This window comes from Streptomyces sp. NPDC057445 (assembly GCF_042802855.1).
Lineage (GTDB): Bacteria > Actinomycetota > Actinomycetes > Streptomycetales > Streptomycetaceae > Streptomyces.
In genome coordinates, this window is the sequence record NZ_JBHVDH010000003.1 from 364,626 (window position 1) to 386,669 (window position 22,044).

Genomic DNA, 22,044 nt, shown 5'->3' on the forward strand with positions numbered 1-22,044 from the left:
CTGAGGCGAAACAACTGATGAAGATCCACAAGTACGACACCGTCATCGTCGGCGCAGGTGGTGCCGGTATGCGCGCCGCCATCGAGTCGACGAAGCGCAGCCGCACCGCCGTGCTGACGAAGCTCTATCCCACCCGCTCCCACACGGGCGCCGCGCAGGGCGGCATGGCCGCCGCGCTGGCGAACGTGGAGGAGGACAACTGGGAGTGGCACACCTTCGACACCGTCAAGGGTGGTGACTACCTGGTCGACCAGGACGCCGCCGAGATCCTGGCGAAGGAGGCCATCGACGCCGTCCTCGACCTGGAGAAGATGGGCCTGCCGTTCAACCGGACGCCGCAGGGCACCATCGACCAGCGCCGCTTCGGCGGTCACAGCCGTAACCACGGCGAGGCCCCGGTACGCCGGTCCTGCTACGCGGCGGACCGCACGGGCCACATGATCCTCCAGACGCTGTACCAGAACTGCGTCAAGGAGGGCGTGGAGTTCTTCAACGAGTTCTACGTCCTCGACCAGCTGATCACCGAGGTCGATGGCGTCCGGAAGTCGGCCGGCGTGGTCGCCTACGAGCTGGCCACCGGCGAGATCCACGTCTTCCAGGCGAAGGCCGTGATCTACGCGTCCGGCGGCACCGGCAAGTTCTTCAAGGTGACCTCCAACGCGCACACCCTTACGGGTGACGGCCAGGCCGCCTGCTACCGCCGCGGTCTGCCGCTGGAGGACATGGAGTTCTTCCAGTTCCACCCGACGGGCATCTGGCGCATGGGCATCCTGCTGACGGAGGGCGCCCGCGGTGAGGGCGGCATCCTCCGCAACAAGGACGGCGAGCGCTTCATGGAGAAGTACGCGCCCGTCATGAAGGACCTCGCGTCGCGCGACGTCGTCTCGCGCTCCATCTACACCGAGATCCGTGAGGGCCGGGGCTGCGGTCCCGAGGGCGACCACGTCTTCCTGGACCTCACCCACCTGCCGCCGGAGCAGCTGGACGCCAAGCTCCCGGACATCACCGAGTTCGCGCGTACGTACCTCGGCATCGAGCCCTACACGGACCCGATCCCGATCCAGCCGACCGCGCACTACGCGATGGGCGGCATCCCGACCAACGTCACGGGTGAGGTCCTGGCGGACAACGCCACCGTCGTCCCGGGTCTCTACGCCGCCGGCGAGGTCGCCTGCGTCTCGGTGCACGGCGCCAACCGCCTCGGCACCAACTCGCTGCTCGACATCAACGTGTTCGGCAAGCGCGCCGGAATCGCCGCCGCCGAGTACTCGGCGAAGGCCGACTACGTCGACCTGCCGGAGAACCCGGCCTCCCTCGTCGAGGAGCAGGTCGAGCGGCTTCGCAACTCCACCGGCTCGGAGCGGGTCGCGGAGCTGCGCCGCGAGCTCCAGGAGACGATGGACGCGAACGTGATGGTGTTCCGTACGGAGCAGACCATCAAGACGGCCGTCGAGAAGATCGCCGAGCTGCGCGCGCGCTACAGGAACGTGTCCGTCCAGGACAAGGGCAAGCGGTTCAACACGGATCTGCTGGAGGCCATCGAGCTGGGCAACCTGCTCGACCTGGCCGAGGTCATGGCCGTCTCCGCACTGGCCCGCAAGGAGTCCCGCGGCGGTCACTACCGCGAGGACTTCCCGAACCGCGACGACGTCAACTTCATGCGCCACACCATGGCGTACCGCGAGGTCGGCGCCGACGGCACCGAGACCGTCCGTCTCGACTACAAGCCCGTCGTCCAGACCCGCTACCAGCCGATGGAGCGTAAGTACTGATGGCTACCCCGACCATGGACAAGGTGGAGGCGGAGGCTGCCGCCTCCCCGTACATCACGGTCACCTTCCGGATCCGCCGCTTCAACCCCGAGGTCTCGGCCGAGGCGGAGTGGCAGGACTTCCAGCTCGAGATCGACCCGAAGGAGCGTGTGCTCGACGGTCTCCACAAGATCAAGTGGGACGTCGACGGCACGCTGACCTTCCGGCGCTCCTGCGCGCACGGCATCTGCGGCTCCGACGCGATGCGGATCAACGGCAAGAACAGGCTCGCCTGCAAGACGCTGATCAAGGACATCAACCCGGAGAAGCCCATCACGATCGAGGCCATAAAGGGCCTCACGGTCCTCAAGGACCTGGTCGTGGACATGGAGCCGTTCTTCCAGGCGTACCGGGACGTCATGCCGTTCCTGATCACGACCGGCAACGAGCCGACCCGTGAGCGCCTGCAGTCCGCCGAGGACCGCGAGCGGTTCGACGACACCACCAAGTGCATCCTGTGCGCCGCGTGCACGTCGTCCTGCCCGGTGTTCTGGAACGACGGGCAGTACTTCGGCCCGGCGGCGATCGTCAACGCGCACCGCTTCATCTTCGACTCGCGTGACGAGGGCGGGGAGCAGCGCCTGGAGATCCTCAACGACAAGGACGGCGTGTGGCGTTGCCGCACGACCTTCAACTGCACGGACGCCTGCCCGCGTGGCATCGAGGTCACGAAGGCGATCCAGGAGGTCAAGCGCGCGCTGATCACCCGCCGCTTCTGAGTCACCGTCGAGTCACCGGTCCGGCAGTCCGCCGGGTCAACACTCCGGCAGGGGCCCGTTTCTGTACGCTCACCCGTACCGAGACGGGCCTTTGTCGTGACACCTTTCCGGATGGGCCGGACAGCCGGACGAGCCGGCTGAGCCGGATGAGAGCGGGGACCGATGACCGAGCCGAACCAGAACCCCTATCTGGAGGGCGGCAACTACCAGTGGGGGCCGACACAGCCGCCTGGGCACGACCAGGGTTTCGCCAACGGCTATGGCCACGGCGCCGGTTACGGCGCCGGCTTTCCACAGGGGTCGCTCGTCCCGGCGGCCGGGCCCTACGGCGCAGGTGTGCCGCTGCTGGTGCTCGGTGACATCACGGTCCTGCAGGACTCGATCGTCACACCGAACGGGACGCTGCCGCTCAAGGGCGCGGTGTGGAACGCGCTGGACATGTCGCGCACGGAGGAACGCATTCCCACGCACGCCGTCGTGCTGGCGATCGTGTTCTCCCTGCTGTGCCTGGTGGGCCTGCTCTTCCTTCTGATGAAGGAGAAGAGGACGACGGGGTTCATCCAGGTCACCGTCACCAGCGCCGGCCGCCACCACACGACGATGATCCCGGCGACCGGCCCGGGCACCGTCCACTGGGTCATGGGGCAGCTCAACTACGCGCGCTCGCTGAGCATTTAGCCGCCGGGCACGGCGGCGACGCGGTCACGGTGCGGGCGGTCGTTCGAAGAAGGTCTCCAGGGCGACCGTCGCCTGGGTGCCGCTGACCCCGTCGATCGCGTACAACCGCCGCAGGACGTCCTGGAGCTGCTCGGTGGTCGCCGTGCGCACCTTCACCAGGACCGACGCGGTGCCCGCGATGATGTGCGCCTCCTCGATCTCCGGTATCGACGCGAACGCCTCCGCCGAGTCACCCATCCACGCCGACGATTCGACCAAGACGAAGGACAGCACACCGAGGCCTAGGGCCGTCGGGTCGACGTCGACCGTCGTACGGCGGATGACTCCGCGCTCGCGCAGCTTGCGTACGCGTTCGTGGGCCGCGCCGGCCGAGAGACCCACCGTTCTGCCCAGCGCCGCATAGGCCTGTCCGGCATCCCGCTGCAGCAGCGTGAGCAGCGCACGGTCGATGTTGTCCACGTTTTCCACAGCCATGCCGCAACCATATCCCGTTCTGCCATACTGAAGTCGTTCCGAATGATGTTCAGCCAATGAGGGGAGGGCACGAACTGTGTCCGGTGAAATCGAGGGTGATCGGTACGAGATCCTGGACGAGCGTTTCCGCACCGGACGTTGCGCCAACGGCGACACCCGGCTGGAGCGGCTCTTCGAGGACTGCCGCTGGGCGGAGGGGCCCGTCTATCTGCCCGCCTGGCGCCAGCTGATCTGGAGCGACATCCCCAACGACCGCATGCTGCGCTGGGACGAGCCGACCGGCACCGTAGGCGTCTTCCGCTCCCCCGCCGGCCACAGCAACGGCAACACGCTGGACAGGGAAGGCCGCCTGATCAGCTGTGAGCAGGGCAACCGCCGCGTCACCCGCACCGAGCACGACGGCTCGCTCACGGTCCTGGCCGACCGCTTCGACGGCAGGCGGCTCAACTCGCCGAACGACGCGGTGGTGCGCTCCGACGGGTCCGTCTGGTTCTCCGACCCGGACTTCGGCATCACGAGCGACTACGAGGGGTTCCGCGCCGAGAGCGAGATCGGCGCCTGCAACGTCTACCGGATCGATCCGGGGACGGGCGAGGTCCGGCTGGTGGCGGACGGCTTCTCGGGGCCCAACGGGCTCGTCTTCTCCCTCGACGAACGGCAGTTGTACGTGTCGGACAGCCGCGCCCGGCACATCCGCGTCTTCGACGTCCGCGACGACGGCACACTGTCCGACGGCAAGGTCTTCGCGGAGGCGGCACGGAGCAGCTTCGACAACATCCGCTTCGACGACGAGGGCCGCCTCTGGGCGGCGGCCCTCCACGACAGCGTGCACTGCTACGACCCGGACGGCACACTGCTGGGCCGGCTGCTCGTCCCTGAGCCGGTCTCCAACCTCGCCTTCGGCGGTCCCAAGAACAACCGGCTGTTCATCACGGCGACGACATCCCTGTACTCGCTGGTGATGTCGGTGACGGGCACGGACCGGGTGCACCGGCGCCGCGCCTGACGGCGGCACCCGGAGTACCTGAGGCCCGAGGGCCCGAGGGCCCCGTCATTGGGGTGCTTCGCCTTCGCCTTCATGGTGGGACGACCGGCATGGGCGTCACGCTCTGCGAAGCGGGCGTGCAGCCGATGCCTCGGCCGGTCGGCGGACGGGGGCAGGCGGGGCACCGAAGCACCCATGAGCCCCGGAAGGCCCTCGGCGCTCATGGGCCGGTCGACGGGGCATCCTCCTGGAGGAAGCCGGTGAGGAGTGCGGTCACCTCGGCCGGGCGTTCCAGTGACGGCAGGTGGCCCGCCCAGGGGAGTTCGACGGCGCGGGCGCCGGGGATCAGCTCGGCGAGGCGGGCGCCCATGGCGCGGAAGTCGGCCAGGTCGTGCGCGCCGGTGACGACGAGGGCGGGGCCGTCGACGGCGGCGGGATCGATGTCCGGTCCGGCGGAGGGCGTGGAATCCTCCGGCCCGGACGCGGAAGCCGCTTCCTCGTCGGCCGCCAGCTGGATCTCGAAGGCGTGCCGCTGCATGGCCCGTACGCGCTCACGCACCGGCTCGTCCGCCTCGGGGCCCAGCCAGGTGGTCACGTTCAGCTCGACGGCCCCGTCGAGGTCGCCCGCCTCGATCAGTTCGTCCTCCCGGGCGCCGAAGTCCTTGAGCGCCGGCCCGGGTTCATGTCCGGGCAGCGCGGCGCAGAGCAGGACCAGTGAGGTCACCCGCTCCGGGCGGCGGGCCGCGATCTCGACGGCGACACGGCCGCCGAAGGATGCGCCGACGAACGCGGCCCGTTCGAGGCCGAGCGCATCCAGCAGGGCCAGGACGTCGTCCGCGTCCCGGTACGGGCGCACCGCCTCGGCCGGGGTCTCGCCGAACCCGCGGAAGTCACAGCGCACGACCCGGTGACCGGCCTCGGCCAGGGCCTGCCACTGGGCGTCCCACATCCGCCGGTCGCAGACGGACGAATGCAGCAGCACCACTGCGGGGCCATCCCCCGCCACATCGTGAGAGAGCGTCATCTGCACGACCCTAACCGCTCGGTACCTCTTGCCGCTTCACCTTTCCTCTCCCGACTTGAACGTGTTCAGAAAGAGGTCTACAGTCCATGACAAGACCTTTTGAACGTGTTCAAGGGAGGGTGGGGAATGGACCTCACTGTTGTCGCGTACGCCGTCTACCTGCTGATCAGCGTGGCTCTCACCATCTGGGTGGCGCGCACGCTCAGCCGGAACGGACGGATCTTCCTCGCCGACGTACTGAAGGGGAACGAGAAGCTCGCCGATGCCGTGAACCACCTCCTGGTGGTCGGCTTCTACCTCGTCAACCTCGGCTTCGTGGCGCTCTATCTCGGCCAGGAGGACGCCGTCAGCAGCACCCGCGGACTCTTCGAGGCGCTCTCCGTCAAGCTCGGAGTCGTCCTCCTCGTCCTCGGCGTCATGCACCTCGGCAACGTCTACGTCCTCAACAAGATCCGCCGGCGCGGAGTGATGGAGCGCGAGCAGACCCCGCCCGTCCCGCCGCAGGGCTGGACCGGACCGGCCGGCAGTGGCCCCTGGGCCGCGCCCGCCACGAGGGCCTGAGCAGCCGTGGGCGGCACACCGGTGAAGCGTCTGACCGTGCTCTACGACGCGAACTGCTCGCTCTGCGTCCATCTGCGGCACTGGCTGCTGCGGCAGCGGCAGCTCGTGCCGCTGGACCTGGTCCCCGCGGCGTCGCAGGAGGCCGGACGGCGCTTCCCCGAGCTCGACCACGAGAGCACCCTGCGCGAGATCACGGTGATCGGCGACCAGGGCCAGGTGTACCGGTCCACCGCCGCCTGGATCGTGTGCCTCTGGGCCCTGGCCGAGCACCGGCCCAAGGCCCACTGGCTGGCGACGCCGGCCGGAGCGCCCTTCGCCCGGGTGACCGTCCTCGCCGCCGCGAAGTACCGGGAGGCCACCGCGGCTTCCTGTGACGACGGGCGGTGCGAGGTCCCGGCCGCGCCCCGTTAGGCTCGAGCATCGTGACCGACGTGAACGACCCCCAGGACGAGCAGCGCGGCGAACCTTCCGCCAAGCCCGCCAAGAGCGAGCAGACCCGCACTCTCATCCTCGAAACCGCGCTCCGGCTCTTCCAGGAGCGCGGTTACGACAAGACGACGATGCGGGCCATCGCCCAGGAGGCCGGCGTCTCCGTCGGCAACGCGTACTACTACTTCTCCTCCAAGGAACACCTCGTCCAGGGCTTCTACGACCGGATCGCCGAGCAGCACCAGGCGGCGGTCGCGGACATCCTGGACGGCGGCGAGAAGGACCTCACGGCACGCATCCGCGGGGTCCTTCTGGGCTGGCTCGACATCGCCGAGCCGTACCACGAGTTCGCCGCCCAGTTCTTCAAGAACGCCGCGGACCCGGACAGCCCGCTCAGCCCGTTCTCCCCGGAGTCGGAGGGCCCCCGGGACGCGGCGATCGACGTCCACCGCCGTGTGCTGTCGGGCGCCGACGTCAAGGTCGACCCGGAACTGGCCGAGCCGCTGCCGCAGTTGCTGTGGCTTCAGCAGATGGGGCTCGTGCTGTTCTGGGTCTACGACCGGTCCGAGGGCTGTGCCAACAGCCGCCGCCTGGTCGAGCGGCTCTCGCCGGTCACGGCCCGTGCGATCTCGCTCTCCCGCTTCCGTCTGCTGCGCCCCCTCGTCAAGGACCTCCACGAGTTGCTCGGCGACTTCATGCCGACGGCGGCGAGCATGGCGGCGTCGGGCAAGCCCAAGCGCACGGCGAACCGGAAGCACCCGGACCAGGGAGCATGATCCCGGTTCCCCGGCGGCGCGGGGGCGTCGTCAGGCCTGGCGGGAGGCCAGCTCGACGACGGTGATGTCGGACGGCGCACCGACCCGCACCGGCGGGCCCCATGCGCCCGCGCCGCGCGAGACGTAGAGCTGGGTGTCGCCGTACCGTTCCAGACCCGCGAGGGTCGGATTGGCCAGGTCGGCGATGAGATTGCCGGGCCACATCTGACCGCCGTGCGTGTGCCCGGACAACTGGAGGTCCACACCGTGGCGCACGGCGTCATGGATCACGACCGGCTGATGGGCGAGCAGCACGGCGGCGCGGGTGCGGTCACGGTCGCCCAGCGCCCGGGCGAAGTCGGGACCCTGGCCCTCGCTCTCGCCCGCGACGTCGTCGACGCCCGCGAGGTCGAACCCGGCGATCTCGACGCGGTCGTTGCGCAGAGGCGTGAGGCCGAGCTCACGTACATGGTCGACCCAGGCGTCCGCGCCCGAGAAGTACTCATGGTTCCCGGTGACGAAGTACGACCCGTGCCGGGCCTTCAGCTGCGCGAGCGGCTCGGCCGCCCGGCCGAGGTCGGCGACGCTGCCGTCGACGAGATCGCCCACGACGGCGACGAGGTCGGGCTGTGCGGCGTTGATCGTGTCGACGATCCGCTGGGTGTGGGCGCGGCCCAGGATCGGCCCGAGATGGATGTCGCTGACGACGGCGATCCGGTACCCGTGCGCTCCGCGCGCGAGCTTGGCGAGCGGCACGGTGACCTTCTTCACCCGCGGCCCGCGCATCACACCGTACGTCCCGTACCCGACGGTCCCCGCGGCGACGGCGGCGGCGGCTCCGCCGGCGGCGCGTGCGACGAAGAGCCGTCGCGACAGCTCGCCGGCAGCGGCCTCGGGACGCTCGCCGCCCGGCACGGAGACACTCGCTTCCGCGACCCCGTCGGCCGCGAGCGCGTCCGCACCGGGAGCGTCGGCGGTCGCCAGGGAGCCGCCCTGCCGTACAGCCGCGTCGGGCCCGTCGTCGACGGCGACGGAACCCGGGGCACCGGAGGAACCATGGGCGCCGGAGGATCCGGAGGTACCCGCGTGCCCGGCGGCCGTCACAGCGGCACCGCGGACGCCCGTACCGCCCGTCGCGGCCTCGGCCACGGCACCTGCGGGCGTCGCGAGCCGGCCGGTGACTGACCGTGTGTCAGCCTTCCGCTCCAGCACCCGCCGCAGCAGCGGCCGCACAGCCTCCGCCACCACCAGCGCCAGCGTCAGATACAGCAGCACCGCGAGCCACAGATACCCCGGCCATGCCAGGATCTGCTGGAGCAGGAAAGGCGCACCCGCCCGCCCCGAGGTGAGCGCGCCGACCGACAGCAGCGGCAGCACCACCACCGCCACCGTGCCCGCCCGGCGCAGGGCGCTCCCGCGCACCGTCGTGTCGCGGACCAGGCGACGCCACACGTACCAGTGCACACCCGCCAGCAGGGCGAGGATCACGACGATCACCAGCAGGACGACCAACACGGCACCGCTCCCTTATTCACGGTCGCGGCGCAATGCGCGTACGCCACGCAACCCGATGACCCCGACCGCCGTCCCCAGGAGAAAGGACGTGATGGCGAGCAGCAGATGGACCCAGAAGTACGCAGTGGGGTCACCGGCGTCGTCGAAGGCGAGCCCGCTGGCGTCCTGCCAAAGGTTCTTGACGAAAGTGACCCAGATGACCCAGCTCCACACCCCGAACGCGAGCAGGAACCAGGAGACGGGGCGGCTGAGCTTCATGGACTCAGTATCACCGCTGTGCTCCATACCGGTGCGACGGGGTCCGGGCTATGGGCTGTACCGGCGGAGCTCGCGGCGGGTCACCCCGTCGGTGTCCGTTTCACTGACAACTCCATGTACTTTCTCGATCGTGTCTGCTCTGAAAAAGACCGCATTGACGGTCATTGCTGCCGCATTGCTGCCCGCCTTCACCGTCGCGCCTGCGATGGCGGCCACTGCCACGGCCACAACCGCCGACACCATCAAGACGGACGACAAGGCTCCGAACCCTCCGGCCGCCATGTCCACCGTGGGCGGCGAACAGCTCGGCGAACCAGGCACCCAGGTCGATCTCGCGTCCGGCGCCCCGGTTCTGCCCAAGCAGCTGTCGGGGCGTTCCTGGATCGTCGCGGACGCCGAGACCGGTGATGTGCTGGCCGCCCACAACGCCCACTGGCGGCTGCCCCCCGCCTCCACCCTGAAGATGCTCTTCGCGGACACCCTGCTGCCCAGGCTCTCCAAGGACGAGGAGCACACGGTCACCACGGACGAACTCGCCGATGTCGGCGAGGGGAGCAGCCTCGTCGGGGTGAAGGAGAAGCAGACCTACACCGTCCACGATCTCTGGCTGGGCGTGTTCCTCCGTTCGGGCAACGACGCCGTCCATGTGCTCTCCGCCATGAACGGCGGTGTCGAGAAGACCGTCGAGGACATGCAGGACCACGCCGAGGAACTGCAGGCGCTCGACACGCATGTGGTCACACCGGACGGCTACGACGAGACGGGCCAGGTGTCGAGCGCGTACGACCTGACCCTGATCGCCCGAAGCGGACTGCAGAAGAAGGACTTCAGGGAGTACTGCTCGACGGTCCGCGCCGAGTTCCCGGGCGAGCAGAAGCCGGGCAAGAAGCGTGAGACGTTCGAGATCCAGAACACCAACCGGCTGCTCACCGGCGACTTCGGCATCAACCCGTACGCGGGCATCGCGGGTGTCAAGAACGGGAACACCACGCACGCCGGCGCGACCTTCACCGGAGTCGCGGAACGGGACGGCAAGGTGCTGCTCGTCACCGTCATGAACCCGTCGTCGGACGAACAGCAGGCCGTCTACAAGGAGACCGCGCGCCTGCTCGACTGGGGTTTCGAGGCGGTCGGAAAGGTGGAGCCGATCGGCGAACTGGTCGCGCCGAAGTCCGCCCGTACAGGGCCCTCCAACGGCTCCGAGTCCACGGACGGCGCGGGGGACGGCGACGAGGACGGCAAGAGGAATCAGCACGGCCCGGCGAAGGCATCCACGGCAGCCCACGAGAGCTCCAGCGGCATCGGTGTCGCGATCGCCATCACGGGCGGTGTGCTGGTGCTGCTCGCGGGCGCGGTGTTCCTGGTCAACCGGCGCTGGCCGCTGCCGGATCTGGTCCGCCGTCTCCCTCGCCGTTAGAGCGCTCGTCGCGCTGGGCGGCGGCGCTTCCCGTCGCCGTCCACGCGGCACTGTAGAGCAGCAGCCTCGCGGTGAAGTTGATCCACAGCAGCAGCGCGACCGGCACGCCGAACGCGCCGTACATCGACTTCGCCGCGACACCCGAGAGATAACCGCTGAGCAGCAGCTTCAGCAGCTCGAAGCCGACCGCCCCGAGCAGCGCCGCGACCATCAGCCGGCGGCGGGGCGGCTGGACCCCCGGGAGCAGGGTCAGGACGTAGAGCAGCATCAGGAAGTCGGCCAGGACGGCAACGGCGATGGCGGCGATCTGGAGCAGCACACCACCCACCCCGTCGCGGTCGATGCCCAGCCGGTCGGCGCCCCAGCCGACCGCGCTCGTGCCGAGGGCGGAGGCAGCGAACGATGCCAGCACCACCGCGCCCAGCCCGAGCAGGACGACGGCGTCCTTGCCCATGCGCAGGATCGGGTTGCCCTCGTCCACGTCGTCGAGCTCCCAGACCGCGCGCAAACAGTCCCTCATCGAGCCGACCCAGCCGATGCCGGTGAACAGCAGCAGGGCGCCCGCGACCAGGCCGACCGTGCCGGCGTTGTCCACCAGAGCCCCGATGTCGAGCTGTTCGGAGATGCCCGGCACCTGATCGGAGAGCTTGTCCTCGAGCTTCGCCACATGTTCCTTGCTGAGCAGTGCCGCGCCGACCGCCGCGGCGACCGTGATCAGCGGGAACAGCGCCAGAAAGCTGATGAAGGTGATGGCGGCAGCGAGCCGGGTCCAGTGCACCCGGTCGAGGGTCTCGTACGAGCGCCAGGCGTGCGTCTTCATCAGCCGCCGCACGAGCGGGCCGATGAGGGGGAGTCGGGTCAGCCAGTCCATCTCGTACGTGTGCCCCCTCTCGGCCGGACCGATCCGGAAGTGGTCAGAGATCCACCACGGCCATTCCGTACATCGACAGCCACACCAGCCCGATGACGGCGAGCGGCCGGTCGCGCAGGACGACCTCTTCCGGTGCGCCGGCCGTTCCCCGGTCGGCGAAGACCGCGTACCGCAGCACCGCGAGGATGAACGCGATCACCGAGATCTGACGCCAGGGCAGCAGAGATCCGTTCGCGGTGCCCCCGCTCTCCAGCGCCCACAGGCAGTAGCCGAGGACCGCGACCCCCGCCGCCAACTGCCAGACGAAGCGCAGATAGCCGGTGGTGTACGAGGAGAGCAGCGCCCGGGTCGCGCCGTCCGCGCCCGCCATCTCCACGGCCTCCGAGTAGCGCTTGGCGGCCACCATGAACAGCGCCCCGAAGCCGGTGGTGATCAGGAACCAGCGGGAGAGCGGGATGGACAGCGCCACCCCGCCGATCATGGCGCGCATCAGGAATCCGGAGGTGACGACGGCCAGATCGACGACGAGGACGTGTTTGAGCCGGACGCAGTACGCGAGCTGCATCACGACGTACGCGGTCAGCAGCACCGCGGTCATCGGGTTGCACAGCACCACCGCGGCGACGGTCGAGGCGACGGCGAGAAGCGCCCCGGCGGCGTAGGCGACGGGCACCGGCACCTGCCCGGCGGCCACCGGGCGGAGGCACTTCACCGGGTGCGCCCGGTCGGCCTCCGCATCACGCGCGTCGTTGATCAGGTACACGGCGGAGGCGGCGGTGGTGAAGAGGGTGAACACGACGCCCAGTTGGACGGCGGTGTGCCAGGACACCAGTCGGCCTGCTGCGGCCGGGGCCGCCACGACCAGCATGTTCTTGATCCACTGGCGCGGCCGGGCGGTCCTGATCAGCCCGGCGGGCAGGCTCAGCGCGCTTGGGGTGCGCATGGGCGGCAGGCCGCCGGATCCGTGCTCCGGCTGCTCCAGGACGGCGGTGCTGCGCTCAGCCATGAGCACCCCCGGCACCTGGGCGGCTCAGGGCTGCCGCGTTCACCGCGCGGAGCGCGGCAGGGGCCGGGGCCCGGCCGGATGTCCGGCTCCGGCTCCGGCTCCGGTGTGCGGCACCACCCAAGGCCCGGCGCAGGGCGGGACCGGCGGCCTGGCGGAGGACCGTACTGATGCTCCGGCGCAGGGCAGTACCGGCGGTACGACGGACGGCCGCGCTGACGGTCCGGCGCGTGGCGGTACCGGCGGTACGACGCACAGCGGGACCGGCACCCACACCCACGGCAGGACCGACCGACCGGCCCGGGTTCCCGCGCGCGGTCCGGCGCAGGGCAGTACCGACGGTCCGGCGCGCGGAGGGACCGGCACTCAGGTCGGCGACGGGGCGGGGGGACAGGCGTGGGATCGCGTTCCCGCGGGCGACCTGGAGGGCGCTTTCCCGGGCGGTCCGGGACCGAACGCGCGCCCGCTCCCCGGACATGGCCCGCGCCGCAGTCCGGCGCAGCGCTCCGCCCTCGTCCCGGCCGGACCGCAGCCAAGGGGTCCCCAGGCGTGCCGTGAGCCCGCCGAGGAGGGCGCCCGCGGCAACATCGGTCGGATAGTGCACGCCGACCACCAGCCGGGACACACACATCGCGGCGGCGACCGGCGGCACCAGCCGCCGGCCGGCCGGGCGCAGCGCACCGAAGGCGACGGCCGCCGCCGCCGCGGCGGTGGCGTGCGAGCTGGGAAACGAGTGCCGGCCCGCGGTGCGTACGAGCGGTTCCAGCATGGGCAGTCGTGGCCGCGGGCGGCGAACGACCCGTTTGATGCCCATGCTCGCCAGATGGGCGACGCCGATCAGCGCGGTGCCGCGCAGCCAGCCGAGGCGCCGCTCCGGATCGGTCGCCGCGCACAGCAGACCGGTCGCGATCCACAGTGCACCGTGCTCCCCGCCGCGCGAGAGCGCGCGCGCCGCCGCGGCCACGCGCGGCTCCCGCCCGCAGTCGCGCAGCGCCAGCAGCAGCCGGTGATCGGCGCCCGCCAGGTCCGCCCAGCCAGGGCCCCGGCCCGTGGCGAAGCCCGCCGCCCGGTCCGCCCACTCGAGGCCTCGCATCTGCCACCCCTTTCGATCGAGCCAGGGGCGACTCTTCTCAACCGGACGCCGTCATTCACGGCAATCTTTGATGACACTCGTTTAATCACCCATTTCGGCGAGTCAGCCGACATTGGGGCAAATCACTAATAAGGGGCGATAGCGTCGCGCACATGTCTGCCGACTCCCCTGTCGCCCCCGGTCGTGCCCCGACCGACGACCTCCCGGTGGCCGTGACCGGCTGGGGCCGCACCGCGCCCTCCGCGGCGCTGCTCGTCCGCCCCCGCACGTACGAGGAGGCGGCGGAGGCCGTGCGTGGCTGCGGGGCGCGCGGCTCGATCGCGCGCGGCCTCGGACGGGCGTACGGCGACGCCGCGCAGAACGCGGGCGGCGCGGTCCTCGACATGACCGGCCTCGACCGTATCCGCACCGTCGACGCGGAGAGCGGTGTCGTGGTGTGCGAGGCGGGTGTCAGCCTGCACCGGCTGATGGAGGTGCTGCTGCCGCTGGGCTGGTTCGTGCCCGTCACGCCCGGAACCCGCCAGGTGACGGTCGGCGGCGCCATCGGCGCCGACGTCCACGGCAAGAACCACCACGTCTCCGGCTCCTTCAGCCGCCATGTGCTGTCGCTCGAACTGCTCACCGCCGACGGCGAGGTGCGCACGGCCCTGCCCGGCACCGAGCTCTTCGACGCGACGGCGGGCGGGATGGGCCTGACCGGCGTGATCCTCTCCGCCACGATCCGGCTGCACCGTGTCGAGACGTCCCTGATGTCGGTCGACACCGAACGTGCCGCCGACCTCGACGACCTGATGGCCCGGCTCACGGCGACCGACGACCGCTACCGCTACTCGGTCGCCTGGATCGACCTGCTCGCGCGGGGCGCGGCGACCGGCCGCTCGGTCCTCACGCGCGGGGAGCACGCACCCCTCGACGCGCTGCCGCCCAGGGCCCTGCGCCGCCCGCTGGAGTTCCGCCCTGGGCGCCTACCCGCCGCCCCGGGCTTCCTCGGCCTCGCGCCTGACTTCGTACCGGAAGGGCTGCTCGGCCGGACGTCGGTCTCCCTCTTCAACGCCCTCTGGTACCGCAGGGCGCCTCGTGCCCGCAGGGGCGAGCTCCAGAGGATCTCCACCTTCTTCCACCCGCTCGACGGGCTCCCGCACTGGAACCGGATCTACGGCCGGAGCGGCTTCGTCCAGTACCAGTTCGTGGTCGGGTACGGGCAGGAGGAGTCGCTGCGCGACATCGTGCGGCGGATCGCCGGACAGGGCTGCCCGTCGTTCCTCGCCGTGCTCAAGCGCTTCGGCGCGGGCGATCCCGGGTGGCTGTCGTTCCCCGTCCCCGGCTGGACGCTCGCCCTGGACGTCCCGGCCGGGCTGCCGGGGCTCGGCACCTTCCTCGACGAGCTGGACGAGCGCGTGGCGGGGGCCGGGGGGAGGGTCTATCTGGCCAAGGACTCCCGGCTTCGGCCGGAACTGCTGGCCGCGATGTACCCCGGACTGGACCGCTTCCGGGCGCTGCGCGCCGAACTCGACCCCCGCGGGGTCTTCGTGTCCGACCTGTCCCGACGCCTTTCCCTTTGACACCTGCCGTTCCTTGACGCCTGTCTCTCCCTTGACGACCGCCCTTGACGACCGCCCCCGACGACGAACATCAGGCCTCCGACGAGAAGGAGCATCACGATGAAGGACGCCTTCGGCATTCCGCAGTCCCTTCTGATCCTCGGCGGTACCTCCGAGATCGGCCTCGCCACCGCGCGCCGGCTGGTGGCCCGCCGCACCCGCACCGTCTGGCTGGCCGGGCGCCCGTCCCCCGCGCTGGACTCGGCCGCGGCGTCGCTGCGCGACCTGGGCGCGGATGTGCGTACGGTCCCCTTCGACGCGCTCGACCCCGCCGGGCACGAGGAGGTACTGGGCAAGGTCTTCGCGGAGGGCGACATCGACATGGTGCTGCTCGCCTTCGGAGTCCTCGGCGACCAGGCGCGGGACGAGGCCGAGCCGCTCTCCGCGGTCCGCGTCGCCCAGACCAACTACACCGGGGCGGTCTCTTCGGGGCTGATCTGCGCGGGCGCCCTGCAGACCCAGGGCCATGGCTCTCTCGTCGTCCTGTCCTCGGTGGCGGGCGAGCGGGCCCGACGGGCCAATTTCATCTACGGGTCGTCGAAGGCGGGCCTGGACGCCTTCGCCCAGGGCCTCGGCGACGCCCTCTACGGGACGGGCGTGCACGTGATGGTGGTCAGACCCGGCTTCGTGCGGTCGAAGATGACGGCGGGCCTCCCGGAGGCCCCGCTGGCCACCACCCCTGAGGCGGTCGCCCTGGCGATCGAGATCGGGCTGCGACGGCGCTCCGAGACCGTATGGGTGCCGGGGCCGCTACGAGTGGTGATGTCCGCGCTGCGGCACGTACCGCGGGCGATCTTCCGACGGCTGCCGGTCTGACCCGTCCGCCCCACTCGGCCGGACCGGGTCCGGCGGGACGCTGGGAGACCAGCTCCGGTCCGGGCCTGCGAGACCGGTTGAGCCCGGGGAGACCACTCGGTCCTGCGAGACCGGCCGAGGTCCCGGAGACTAGCGGGGCGTGGGCGCCGTCGCGTCGACCGACGTCCCCTGCGCGGGCACGTTCGACAGTTTCGTACCGCCCCCGAAGGCGAACTCCTGGAGCTTGCGCCACACCGCGTCCGGCCCCTGCTCGTACAGCGCGAAGGAGGTGCAGGTCCACTCCGCCTCGTACCCGGACAGCTCCTCGTACGCCCGGTCCATCGCCTCGTCGGCGATGCCATGGGCGACGGTCACATGCGGGTGGTACGGGAACTGCAGCTCCCTGACCAGCGGTCCCGATGTGTCCCGCACCCTCTTCTGGAGCTGCGTACAGGCCGAGACGCCCTCGACGACCTTGACGAAGACGACGGGCGAGAGGGGGCGGAAGGTGCCGGTGCCGCACAGCCGCATCGGGAAGGGCCTGCTCGTCGCCGCCACGCGGGCGAGATGCGCCTCCACGGACGGCAGGGCAGAGGCGTCGGCCTCTGTGGGCGGGAGGAGGGTGACATGCGTGGGGATGCCGTGCGCGGCGGGATCGCCGAAGCCCGCGCGCCGCTCCTGGAGCAGGCTGCCGTAGGGCTCCGGGACCGCGATCGAAACGCCGAGCGTTACGGTCCCCACGTCGTTCTCCTATCCGGGTGCTCGATGGTCTGTCTGGGCCATGCGGCCGCGTGCCCTGGTCCGAGGTGAGGGTCCGCGGTCCGACGGTCTGCCCCAGCCGCCAGTGTGACGGCTGCGGCAGTCCTACCGCCAGGGTCCCTGGACCCGATGCTCGGGCTCAGTGCTTGGCGGGCAGGAAGCCGACCCTTTCGTAGGTCCTGGCGAGAGTCTCTGCGGCGACGGCGCGAGCCTTCTCCGCGCCCTTGGCCAGGATGGAGTCCAGCGTCTCCGGGTCGTCCAAGTATCCCTGGGTCCGGGCCTTGAACGGAGTGACGAAGTCCACCATGACCTCGGCGAGGTCGGTCTTCAGCGCACCGTAGCCCTTGCCCTCGTAGTTCTGCTCCAGATCCGGGACGGCCGTACCGGTGAGGGTGGACATGATGGTGAGCAGATTGCTGACACCCGGCTTGTTCTCGGCGTCGAAGCGGATCACGGTGTCCGTGTCCGTGACCGCGCTCTTGACCTTCTTCGCCGTCGTCTTCGGATCGTCGAGAAGGTTGATCAGACCCTTGGGGTTGGCCGTCGACTTGCTCATCTTGCTGGACGGGTCCTGCAGGTCGTAGATCTTGGCCGTCTCCTTGAGGATGTACGGCGAGGGGACCGTGAACGTCTGCCCGTACCGGCCGTTGAAACGCTCCGCCAGATCACGTGTCAGCTCGATGTGCTGACGCTGGTCCTCGCCGACCGGGACCTCGTTCGCCTGGTACAGCAGGATGTCGGCCACCTGGAGGATCGGGTAGGTGAAGAGGCCGACCGTGGCGCGCTCGGCGCCCTGCTTGGCGGACTTGTCCTTGAACTGCGTCATGCGGGACGCCTCGCCGAAGCCGGTCAGGCAGTTCATGACCCAGCCGAGCTGGGCGTGCTCGGGGACATGGCTCTGGACGAACAGCGTGCAACGCTCGGGGTCGAGGCCGGCGGCGAGCAGTTGGGCGGCGGCGAGGCGGGTGTTGGCCCGCAGCTCGGCCGGGTCCTGCGGGACCGTGATCGCATGCAGGTCCACGACCATGTAGAACGCGTCATGGGTCTCCTGCAGCGCAACCCACTGGCGGACGGCGCCGAGGTAGTTGCCGAGGTGGAACGAGCCTGCGGTCGGCTGGATTCCGGAGAGCACGCGAGGACTGTCAGAGGCCATGTCCAGCATTCTCTCAGGTGCCGCCGACAGGACGGGAACCGATCTCCGAAGGAGCCGGGGCGTACCAGGAGTTCCAGGGGCTCTTCCAGGGGTTCGGCGAGCCGCCACGGGGTGCCGCCGCCGGACCATCCCTGGCGAGTCGCCGTCGCGAGGACGCCACCGCGAAGTCACCGTCGCGGGTCACGGACCCGGGTGTTCCCGGTGTTCCGGGACCCGGAAGGACCGCGGGGTCCGGGAAGTCCCGACGGGAACCGATCGACCGTCGTCGACGAGGCCGCGGTGATCGCGCGGGTACGTTCCGGGGAGCCCGAGGCGTATGCGGAGCCGGTGTGTGCGTACACGCAGATGGCATTACGTGCGGCGGTGGCCTGTGGGGCGGGCGCGGGTGCCGGGGATGTGGTGCAGTCCGCCTCCTTCAAGGCCTGTCAGCCGCTCGGCCGGTTCCGGTAAGGCGCGAGGTTCCGGCCCTGGCTGCTGCGCACCGTCGTGAATGGGACAAGGAACAAATGAGACAAGGAACACAGTGCGGTCGACGGTCCGGATGCGCGCCCTCGCCGGGCGGGAGGCGATGCTGCCCGGCGCGGGGCGAGCCGCTGATACCGGATTCGGCGGACCCGGCGGCCTCGGCCGTGGCGGGGGAGCGCCGCGGGCGGCTGCCGGCCGCCCTGGACGAACTGGGCGAGGAGCAGCGGCAGGTCGTGATCCACCGCTGTCTGCTGGAGCTCGACGAGACGGAGACGGGGACGGCTCAGGCACGGCGGTCGGACCGCCGACGTCGTACGACGGGCTGTGGCACGAGGCCGACAGGCCGGGTGAGCCGACCGCGCTGCTGAAGACGGCTGGGGTCCTGGGCAAGAGGACCACCAGGGACGTGGGCCAGGTCATTCCGGCGCAGCCGCCCCCGGAAGGCGGCGCAGTCTCCGCGGAGGCGTCCGGGCAGGCCACGGCCGGGGCCGGGGATGGCACCGATCGGTGGTGGGCGATGCCCGGCCTGGCAGCCGGGGCCGTCCTGGGGCAGCCCTTCGCCCGCTCGCGGCCCGGCTGCCGCGTCCGCCGTTCGGCGGACGCGGGAGGACCGGGAAGAGGACCGGGAAGCGGGGCCGCCCCGGCAGTTGCCGGACGCGAGAGAGAAGTTCCCGGCCGGCGGGCCCGGGGCTTCTCCCGGGTGGACCCGCGCCCGTTGGCCGGGTCCACCCGTGGCGGCCCGGTTACGCGGGGAGGCCCGGCGCCGGGAAGGAGGCCATCAGGTCGGCGACCTCGGCGCGGATGGCGGCCAGCCCGTCCTCGTCACCCGTCCGGGCGGCGGTGACGCCGCGGTCGATCCAGTCGGCGACCGTCGGCATGTGCTGCGTGCCGAGGCCGCGCGAGGTGAGCGAGGGGGTGCCGATGCGGACGCCGGAGGGGTCGAAGGGCTTCCGGGGGTCGTAGGGCACGGTGTTGTAGTTGACGACGATCCCGGCGCGGTCCAGCGCCTTGGCGGCAACCTTGCCCGGGACGTCCTTGGGCGTGAGGTCCATCAGGATCAGGTGGTTGTCGGTGCCGCCGGAGACGAGGTCGAAGCCGCGGGCGAGCAACTCCTCGGCGAGGGCCTTGGCGTTGGCGACGACCGCGTGCGCGTAGTCACGGAAGGAGGGCTGGGCCGCCTCGTGCAGCGCGACGGCGATCGCCGCGGTGGTCTGGTTGTGCGGGCCGCCCTGGAGGCCGGGGAAGACCGCCTTGTCGATGGCCTTCGCGTGCTCGTCGCGGGACATCAGCATCGCCCCGCGCGGCCCGCGCAGGGTCTTGTGCGTGGTCGTGGAGATCACGTCCGCGTGCGGCACCGGCGACGGGTGGGCGCCTCCCGCGATCAGGCCCGCGATGTGCGCGACATCGGCGACCAGTACGGCGCCCGCCTCGCGGGCGATCTCCCCGAAGGCGGCGAAGTCGATGGTGCGGGGAAGGGCGGTGCCACCGCAGAAGATGACCTTCGGCCGCTCCTTGAGGGCCAGTTCGCGCACCTCGTCGAAGTCGATGAGGCCGGTGTCCTGGCGCACGCCGTACTGCACGCCGCGGAACCACTTGCCGGTCGCGGACACGCCCCACCCATGGGTGAGGTGGCCGCCCATCGGGAGGGCCATGCCCATCACGGTGTCGCCGGGCTCGGCGAAGGCCAGGTAGACGGCGAGATTGGCCGGTGAGCCGGAGTAGGGCTGGACGTTGGCGTGCTCGACGCCGAACAGCTCCTTGGCGCGGGCGATGGCGAGCAGCTCGACCTTGTCGATGTTCTGCTGGCCCTCGTAGTAGCGGCGTCCGGGGTATCCCTCGCTGTACTTGTTCTGCAGGACGGTGCCGGAGGCTTCGAGCACCGCCTGCGACACATAGTTCTCGCTGGGGATCAGCCGCAGCGTGTCGGCCTGCAGCCGCTCCTCGGCACCGACGAGCGCGGCCAGCTCCGGGTCGGTCGCGGTGAGGGCGGGATGGGTGTGCTGAGCGGGGAGAGTCATGGCGTCCTCCGGGCAGGCAGTCGGGGAATTCCGTTCCCGGGGTGCAACTCGGGGTCCCCCGCCGAAGCAGGGGACGAGCGGCGCCCACCGGGATCAGGCTGGTATCGGTCTGGTCCCGGGGTGCCCAGGCGGGCGGCGCCTCGTACGTGTTCTGCCGCGCTCGGCTCCCCCGCGGTCAGTTCCGCGTACGCCAGTCGCCGTGCGTACCGTCCAGCCTACTCGGCGCAGCCTCTGCGGCCGGGCACGGGTTCCGGAACCACGGGGAAACGGGAAGGTCTCCGGCGAGTCGCGTCCGAAGCCCAATGTTTCTTCACGTGATGACCGAGCGACGATAGAAAGAGGGATCACCCCGTTGCCGGGCAGGGCCTCACCCCGGTCCCGGTCCCGGTTCGACGACCCATGCCGCAGGACGAAACGGAGAACCCGTGTCTGCTACGGACAGAGCGATCGCCTCCGCAGAGGCGCACAGCGCCCACAACTACCACCCACTGCCCATCGTGATCGCCTCGGCGGACGGTGCGTGGATGACGGACGTCGAGGGGCGCCGGTACCTCGACATGCTCGCCGGGTACTCGGCGCTCAACTTCGGCCACGGCAACCGGCGACTGATCGATGCCGCGAAGGCCCAGCTGGAGCGGGTGACGCTGACGTCCCGGGCGTTCCACCACGACCGGTTCGCCGACTTCTGCACCCAGCTCGCGGAGCTGTGCGGCATGGAGATGGTGCTGCCCATGAACACCGGGGCGGAGGCCGTCGAGACCGCCGTGAAGACCGCCAGGAAGTGGGGCTACAAGGTCAAGGGCGTCCCGCCGGGACAGGCGAAGATCGTCGTCGCGGCCAACAACTTCCACGGTCGTACCACGACGATCGTCAGCTTCTCCACCGACCCGGAGGCCCGCGCCGACTTCGGCCCCTACACACCGGGCTTCGAGATCGTCCCGTACGGCGACCTCACCGCCCTGCAGCGAGCGGTCAGCGCGAACACGGTGGCCGTGATGCTGGAGCCGATCCAGGGCGAGGCGGGGGTCCTGGTGCCGCCGGCCGGCTATCTCGCCGGGGTGCGGGAGCTGACCCGCGAGCGGAACGTGCTGTTCATCGCGGACGAGATCCAGTCCGGCCTGGGCCGCACCGGCCGCACCTTCGCCTGCGAGCACGAAGGTGTCGTCCCGGACATGTACATCCTGGGCAAGGCACTGGGCGGCGGTGTCGTACCGGTCTCGGCGGTCGTCTCGTCGACCGAGGTGCTGGGGGTCTACCGGCCCGGTGAGCATGGTTCGACGTTCGGCGGCAATCCGCTGGCCTGCGCGGTGGCGCTGGAGGTCATCGGGATGCTGCGCACCGGCGAGTTCCAGCAGCGCGCCACCGAACTGGGCGAGCACCTGCACCACGAGCTGGGGCTCCTGGTCGGCGGGGGCGCCGTGGAGGCGGTGCGCGGGCGCGGGCTGTGGGCCGGGATCGATATCGTCCCGTCGCACGGCACGGGCCGCGAGATCTCGGAGAAGCTGATGGACCGCGGTGTCCTGGCGAAGGACACACACGGTTCGACGATCCGGATCGCTCCACCGCTGGTGATCAGCAAGGAGGACCTGGACTGGGGCCTCGACCAGCTCCGCGCGGTACTGGCCGGCGGGTGACCCGGGGCGGTGCGCCGGGTCACCCG

General features: G+C 70.7%; 20 protein-coding genes, 1 pseudogene and 1 riboswitch. Of the genes and pseudogenes, 11 read left to right on the forward strand and 10 right to left on the reverse strand.

Annotation, left to right across the window (positions count from 1 at the left end):
• Positions 1 to 17 precede the first annotated feature (17 nt).
• The 3 genes from sdhA to ACFU5O_RS09630 all read left to right on the forward strand — a co-directional run bounded on the left by sdhA (position 18) and on the right by ACFU5O_RS09630 (position 3,208).
• Positions 18 to 1,772: a succinate dehydrogenase flavoprotein subunit gene (gene sdhA / locus ACFU5O_RS09620; RefSeq protein WP_384238409.1), complete on the forward strand. Its 1,755-nt coding sequence runs from the start codon at positions 18 to 20 to the stop codon at positions 1,770 to 1,772.
• Complete coding sequence (locus ACFU5O_RS09625) at positions 1,772 to 2,530, forward strand: succinate dehydrogenase iron-sulfur subunit (RefSeq protein ID WP_384238411.1); 759 nt, start codon at positions 1,772 to 1,774, stop codon at positions 2,528 to 2,530. The genes sdhA and ACFU5O_RS09625 overlap by 1 nt, the downstream gene beginning before the upstream one ends.
• A 162-nt stretch (positions 2,531 to 2,692) precedes the next feature.
• Complete coding sequence (locus tag ACFU5O_RS09630; protein ID WP_384238413.1) at positions 2,693 to 3,208, forward strand: hypothetical protein; 516 nt, start codon at positions 2,693 to 2,695, stop codon at positions 3,206 to 3,208.
• Positions 3,209 to 3,232: 24 nt separating this feature from the next.
• Here the strand turns inward: ACFU5O_RS09630 and ACFU5O_RS09635 are convergent, their stop codons facing one another.
• Positions 3,233 to 3,667 (reverse strand): Lrp/AsnC family transcriptional regulator, encoded by a 435-nt coding sequence (locus ACFU5O_RS09635; protein ID WP_384238951.1) that lies wholly within the window; start codon positions 3,665 to 3,667, stop codon positions 3,233 to 3,235.
• A 91-nt stretch (positions 3,668 to 3,758) separates the two neighbouring features.
• On the opposite strand from ACFU5O_RS09635, the gene ACFU5O_RS09640 reads away from it, so the two are divergent.
• Complete coding sequence (locus ACFU5O_RS09640; protein WP_384238415.1) at positions 3,759 to 4,688, forward strand: SMP-30/gluconolactonase/LRE family protein; 930 nt, start codon at positions 3,759 to 3,761, stop codon at positions 4,686 to 4,688.
• 199 nt (positions 4,689 to 4,887) lie between these two features.
• Here ACFU5O_RS09640 and ACFU5O_RS09645 read toward each other — a convergent pair whose 3' ends face one another.
• Complete coding sequence (locus tag ACFU5O_RS09645) at positions 4,888 to 5,691, reverse strand: alpha/beta fold hydrolase (RefSeq protein WP_384238417.1); 804 nt, start codon at positions 5,689 to 5,691, stop codon at positions 4,888 to 4,890.
• Between the two features lie 126 nt (positions 5,692 to 5,817).
• On the opposite strand from ACFU5O_RS09645, the gene ACFU5O_RS09650 reads away from it, so the two are divergent.
• The 3 genes from ACFU5O_RS09650 to ACFU5O_RS09660 are packed head-to-tail and all read left to right on the forward strand — an operon-like array spanning position 5,818 to position 7,457.
• The gene (locus ACFU5O_RS09650; protein WP_384238419.1) at positions 5,818 to 6,252 is read left to right on the forward strand and encodes a hypothetical protein; all 435 of its coding nucleotides are present in this window, start codon (positions 5,818 to 5,820) and stop codon (positions 6,250 to 6,252) included.
• A gap of 6 nt (positions 6,253 to 6,258) precedes the next feature.
• Entirely contained in the window at positions 6,259 to 6,663 is a 405-nt protein-coding gene (locus ACFU5O_RS09655; protein ID WP_384238420.1) for a thiol-disulfide oxidoreductase DCC family protein, read from the forward strand.
• A 20-nt stretch (positions 6,664 to 6,683) separates the two neighbouring features.
• A complete protein-coding gene (locus ACFU5O_RS09660) occupies positions 6,684 to 7,457 on the forward strand; it encodes a TetR/AcrR family transcriptional regulator (RefSeq protein ID WP_384238953.1) in 774 nt (257 codons plus the stop codon).
• A 30-nt stretch (positions 7,458 to 7,487) separates the two neighbouring features.
• Here ACFU5O_RS09660 and ACFU5O_RS09665 read toward each other — a convergent pair whose 3' ends face one another.
• A complete protein-coding gene (locus ACFU5O_RS09665) occupies positions 7,488 to 8,951 on the reverse strand; it encodes a metallophosphoesterase (protein WP_384238422.1) in 1,464 nt (487 codons plus the stop codon).
• A gap of 12 nt (positions 8,952 to 8,963) precedes the next feature.
• Positions 8,964 to 9,209 (reverse strand): SCO4848 family membrane protein, encoded by a 246-nt coding sequence (locus tag ACFU5O_RS09670; protein ID WP_351229382.1) that lies wholly within the window; start codon positions 9,207 to 9,209, stop codon positions 8,964 to 8,966.
• Between the two features lie 130 nt (positions 9,210 to 9,339).
• Here ACFU5O_RS09670 and ACFU5O_RS09675 point away from each other — a divergent pair, with 130 nt between their 5' ends.
• The gene (locus ACFU5O_RS09675) at positions 9,340 to 10,626 is read left to right on the forward strand and encodes a D-alanyl-D-alanine carboxypeptidase family protein (RefSeq protein WP_384238424.1); all 1,287 of its coding nucleotides are present in this window, start codon (positions 9,340 to 9,342) and stop codon (positions 10,624 to 10,626) included.
• Here ACFU5O_RS09675 and ACFU5O_RS09680 read toward each other — a convergent pair.
• The 3 genes and pseudogenes from ACFU5O_RS09680 to ACFU5O_RS09690 all read right to left on the reverse strand — a co-directional run.
• Complete coding sequence (locus tag ACFU5O_RS09680) at positions 10,574 to 11,497, reverse strand: YihY/virulence factor BrkB family protein (protein WP_384238426.1); 924 nt, start codon at positions 11,495 to 11,497, stop codon at positions 10,574 to 10,576. The genes ACFU5O_RS09675 and ACFU5O_RS09680 overlap by 53 nt on opposite strands.
• Before the next feature lie 43 nt (positions 11,498 to 11,540).
• Entirely contained in the window at positions 11,541 to 12,503 is a 963-nt protein-coding gene (locus ACFU5O_RS09685; protein WP_384238428.1) for a decaprenyl-phosphate phosphoribosyltransferase, read from the reverse strand.
• 517 nt (positions 12,504 to 13,020) lie between these two features.
• Positions 13,021 to 13,593, reverse strand: a pseudogene (locus ACFU5O_RS09690) (phosphatase PAP2 family protein); the annotation flags it as partial.
• Positions 13,594 to 13,745: 152 nt separating this feature from the next.
• Here ACFU5O_RS09690 and ACFU5O_RS09695 point away from each other — a divergent pair.
• Together ACFU5O_RS09695 and ACFU5O_RS09700 are read left to right on the forward strand one after the other, a co-directional pair.
• Positions 13,746 to 15,155, forward strand: coding sequence for an FAD-binding oxidoreductase (locus tag ACFU5O_RS09695; protein WP_384238429.1), 1,410 nt, complete (start codon positions 13,746 to 13,748; stop codon positions 15,153 to 15,155).
• 99 nt (positions 15,156 to 15,254) lie between these two features.
• Entirely contained in the window at positions 15,255 to 16,010 is a 756-nt protein-coding gene (locus ACFU5O_RS09700; protein WP_384238431.1) for a decaprenylphospho-beta-D-erythro-pentofuranosid-2-ulose 2-reductase, read from the forward strand.
• Between the two features lie 129 nt (positions 16,011 to 16,139).
• Here ACFU5O_RS09700 and ACFU5O_RS09705 read toward each other — a convergent pair whose 3' ends face one another.
• From ACFU5O_RS09705 to glyA, 3 genes are all read right to left on the reverse strand, one after another.
• Positions 16,140 to 16,730 carry a 2'-5' RNA ligase family protein gene (locus ACFU5O_RS09705; RefSeq protein WP_384238433.1) on the reverse strand — a complete coding sequence of 197 codons (591 nt, stop codon included), beginning with the start codon at positions 16,728 to 16,730 and terminating at the stop codon, positions 16,140 to 16,142.
• A 157-nt stretch (positions 16,731 to 16,887) separates the two neighbouring features.
• Positions 16,888 to 17,901 (reverse strand): tryptophan--tRNA ligase, encoded by a 1,014-nt coding sequence (trpS, locus tag ACFU5O_RS09710; protein WP_384238434.1) that lies wholly within the window; start codon positions 17,899 to 17,901, stop codon positions 16,888 to 16,890.
• 1,208 nt (positions 17,902 to 19,109) lie between these two features.
• The gene (gene glyA, locus ACFU5O_RS09715; protein ID WP_384238436.1) at positions 19,110 to 20,384 is read right to left on the reverse strand and encodes a serine hydroxymethyltransferase; all 1,275 of its coding nucleotides are present in this window, start codon (positions 20,382 to 20,384) and stop codon (positions 19,110 to 19,112) included.
• A gap of 115 nt (positions 20,385 to 20,499) precedes the next feature.
• A riboswitch (ZMP/ZTP riboswitch) is annotated at positions 20,500 to 20,592 on the reverse strand.
• Between the two features lie 217 nt (positions 20,593 to 20,809).
• Here glyA and rocD point away from each other — a divergent pair.
• Complete coding sequence (gene rocD / locus ACFU5O_RS09720) at positions 20,810 to 22,018, forward strand: ornithine--oxo-acid transaminase (protein ID WP_384238438.1); 1,209 nt, start codon at positions 20,810 to 20,812, stop codon at positions 22,016 to 22,018.
• Positions 22,019 to 22,044 lie beyond the last annotated feature (26 nt).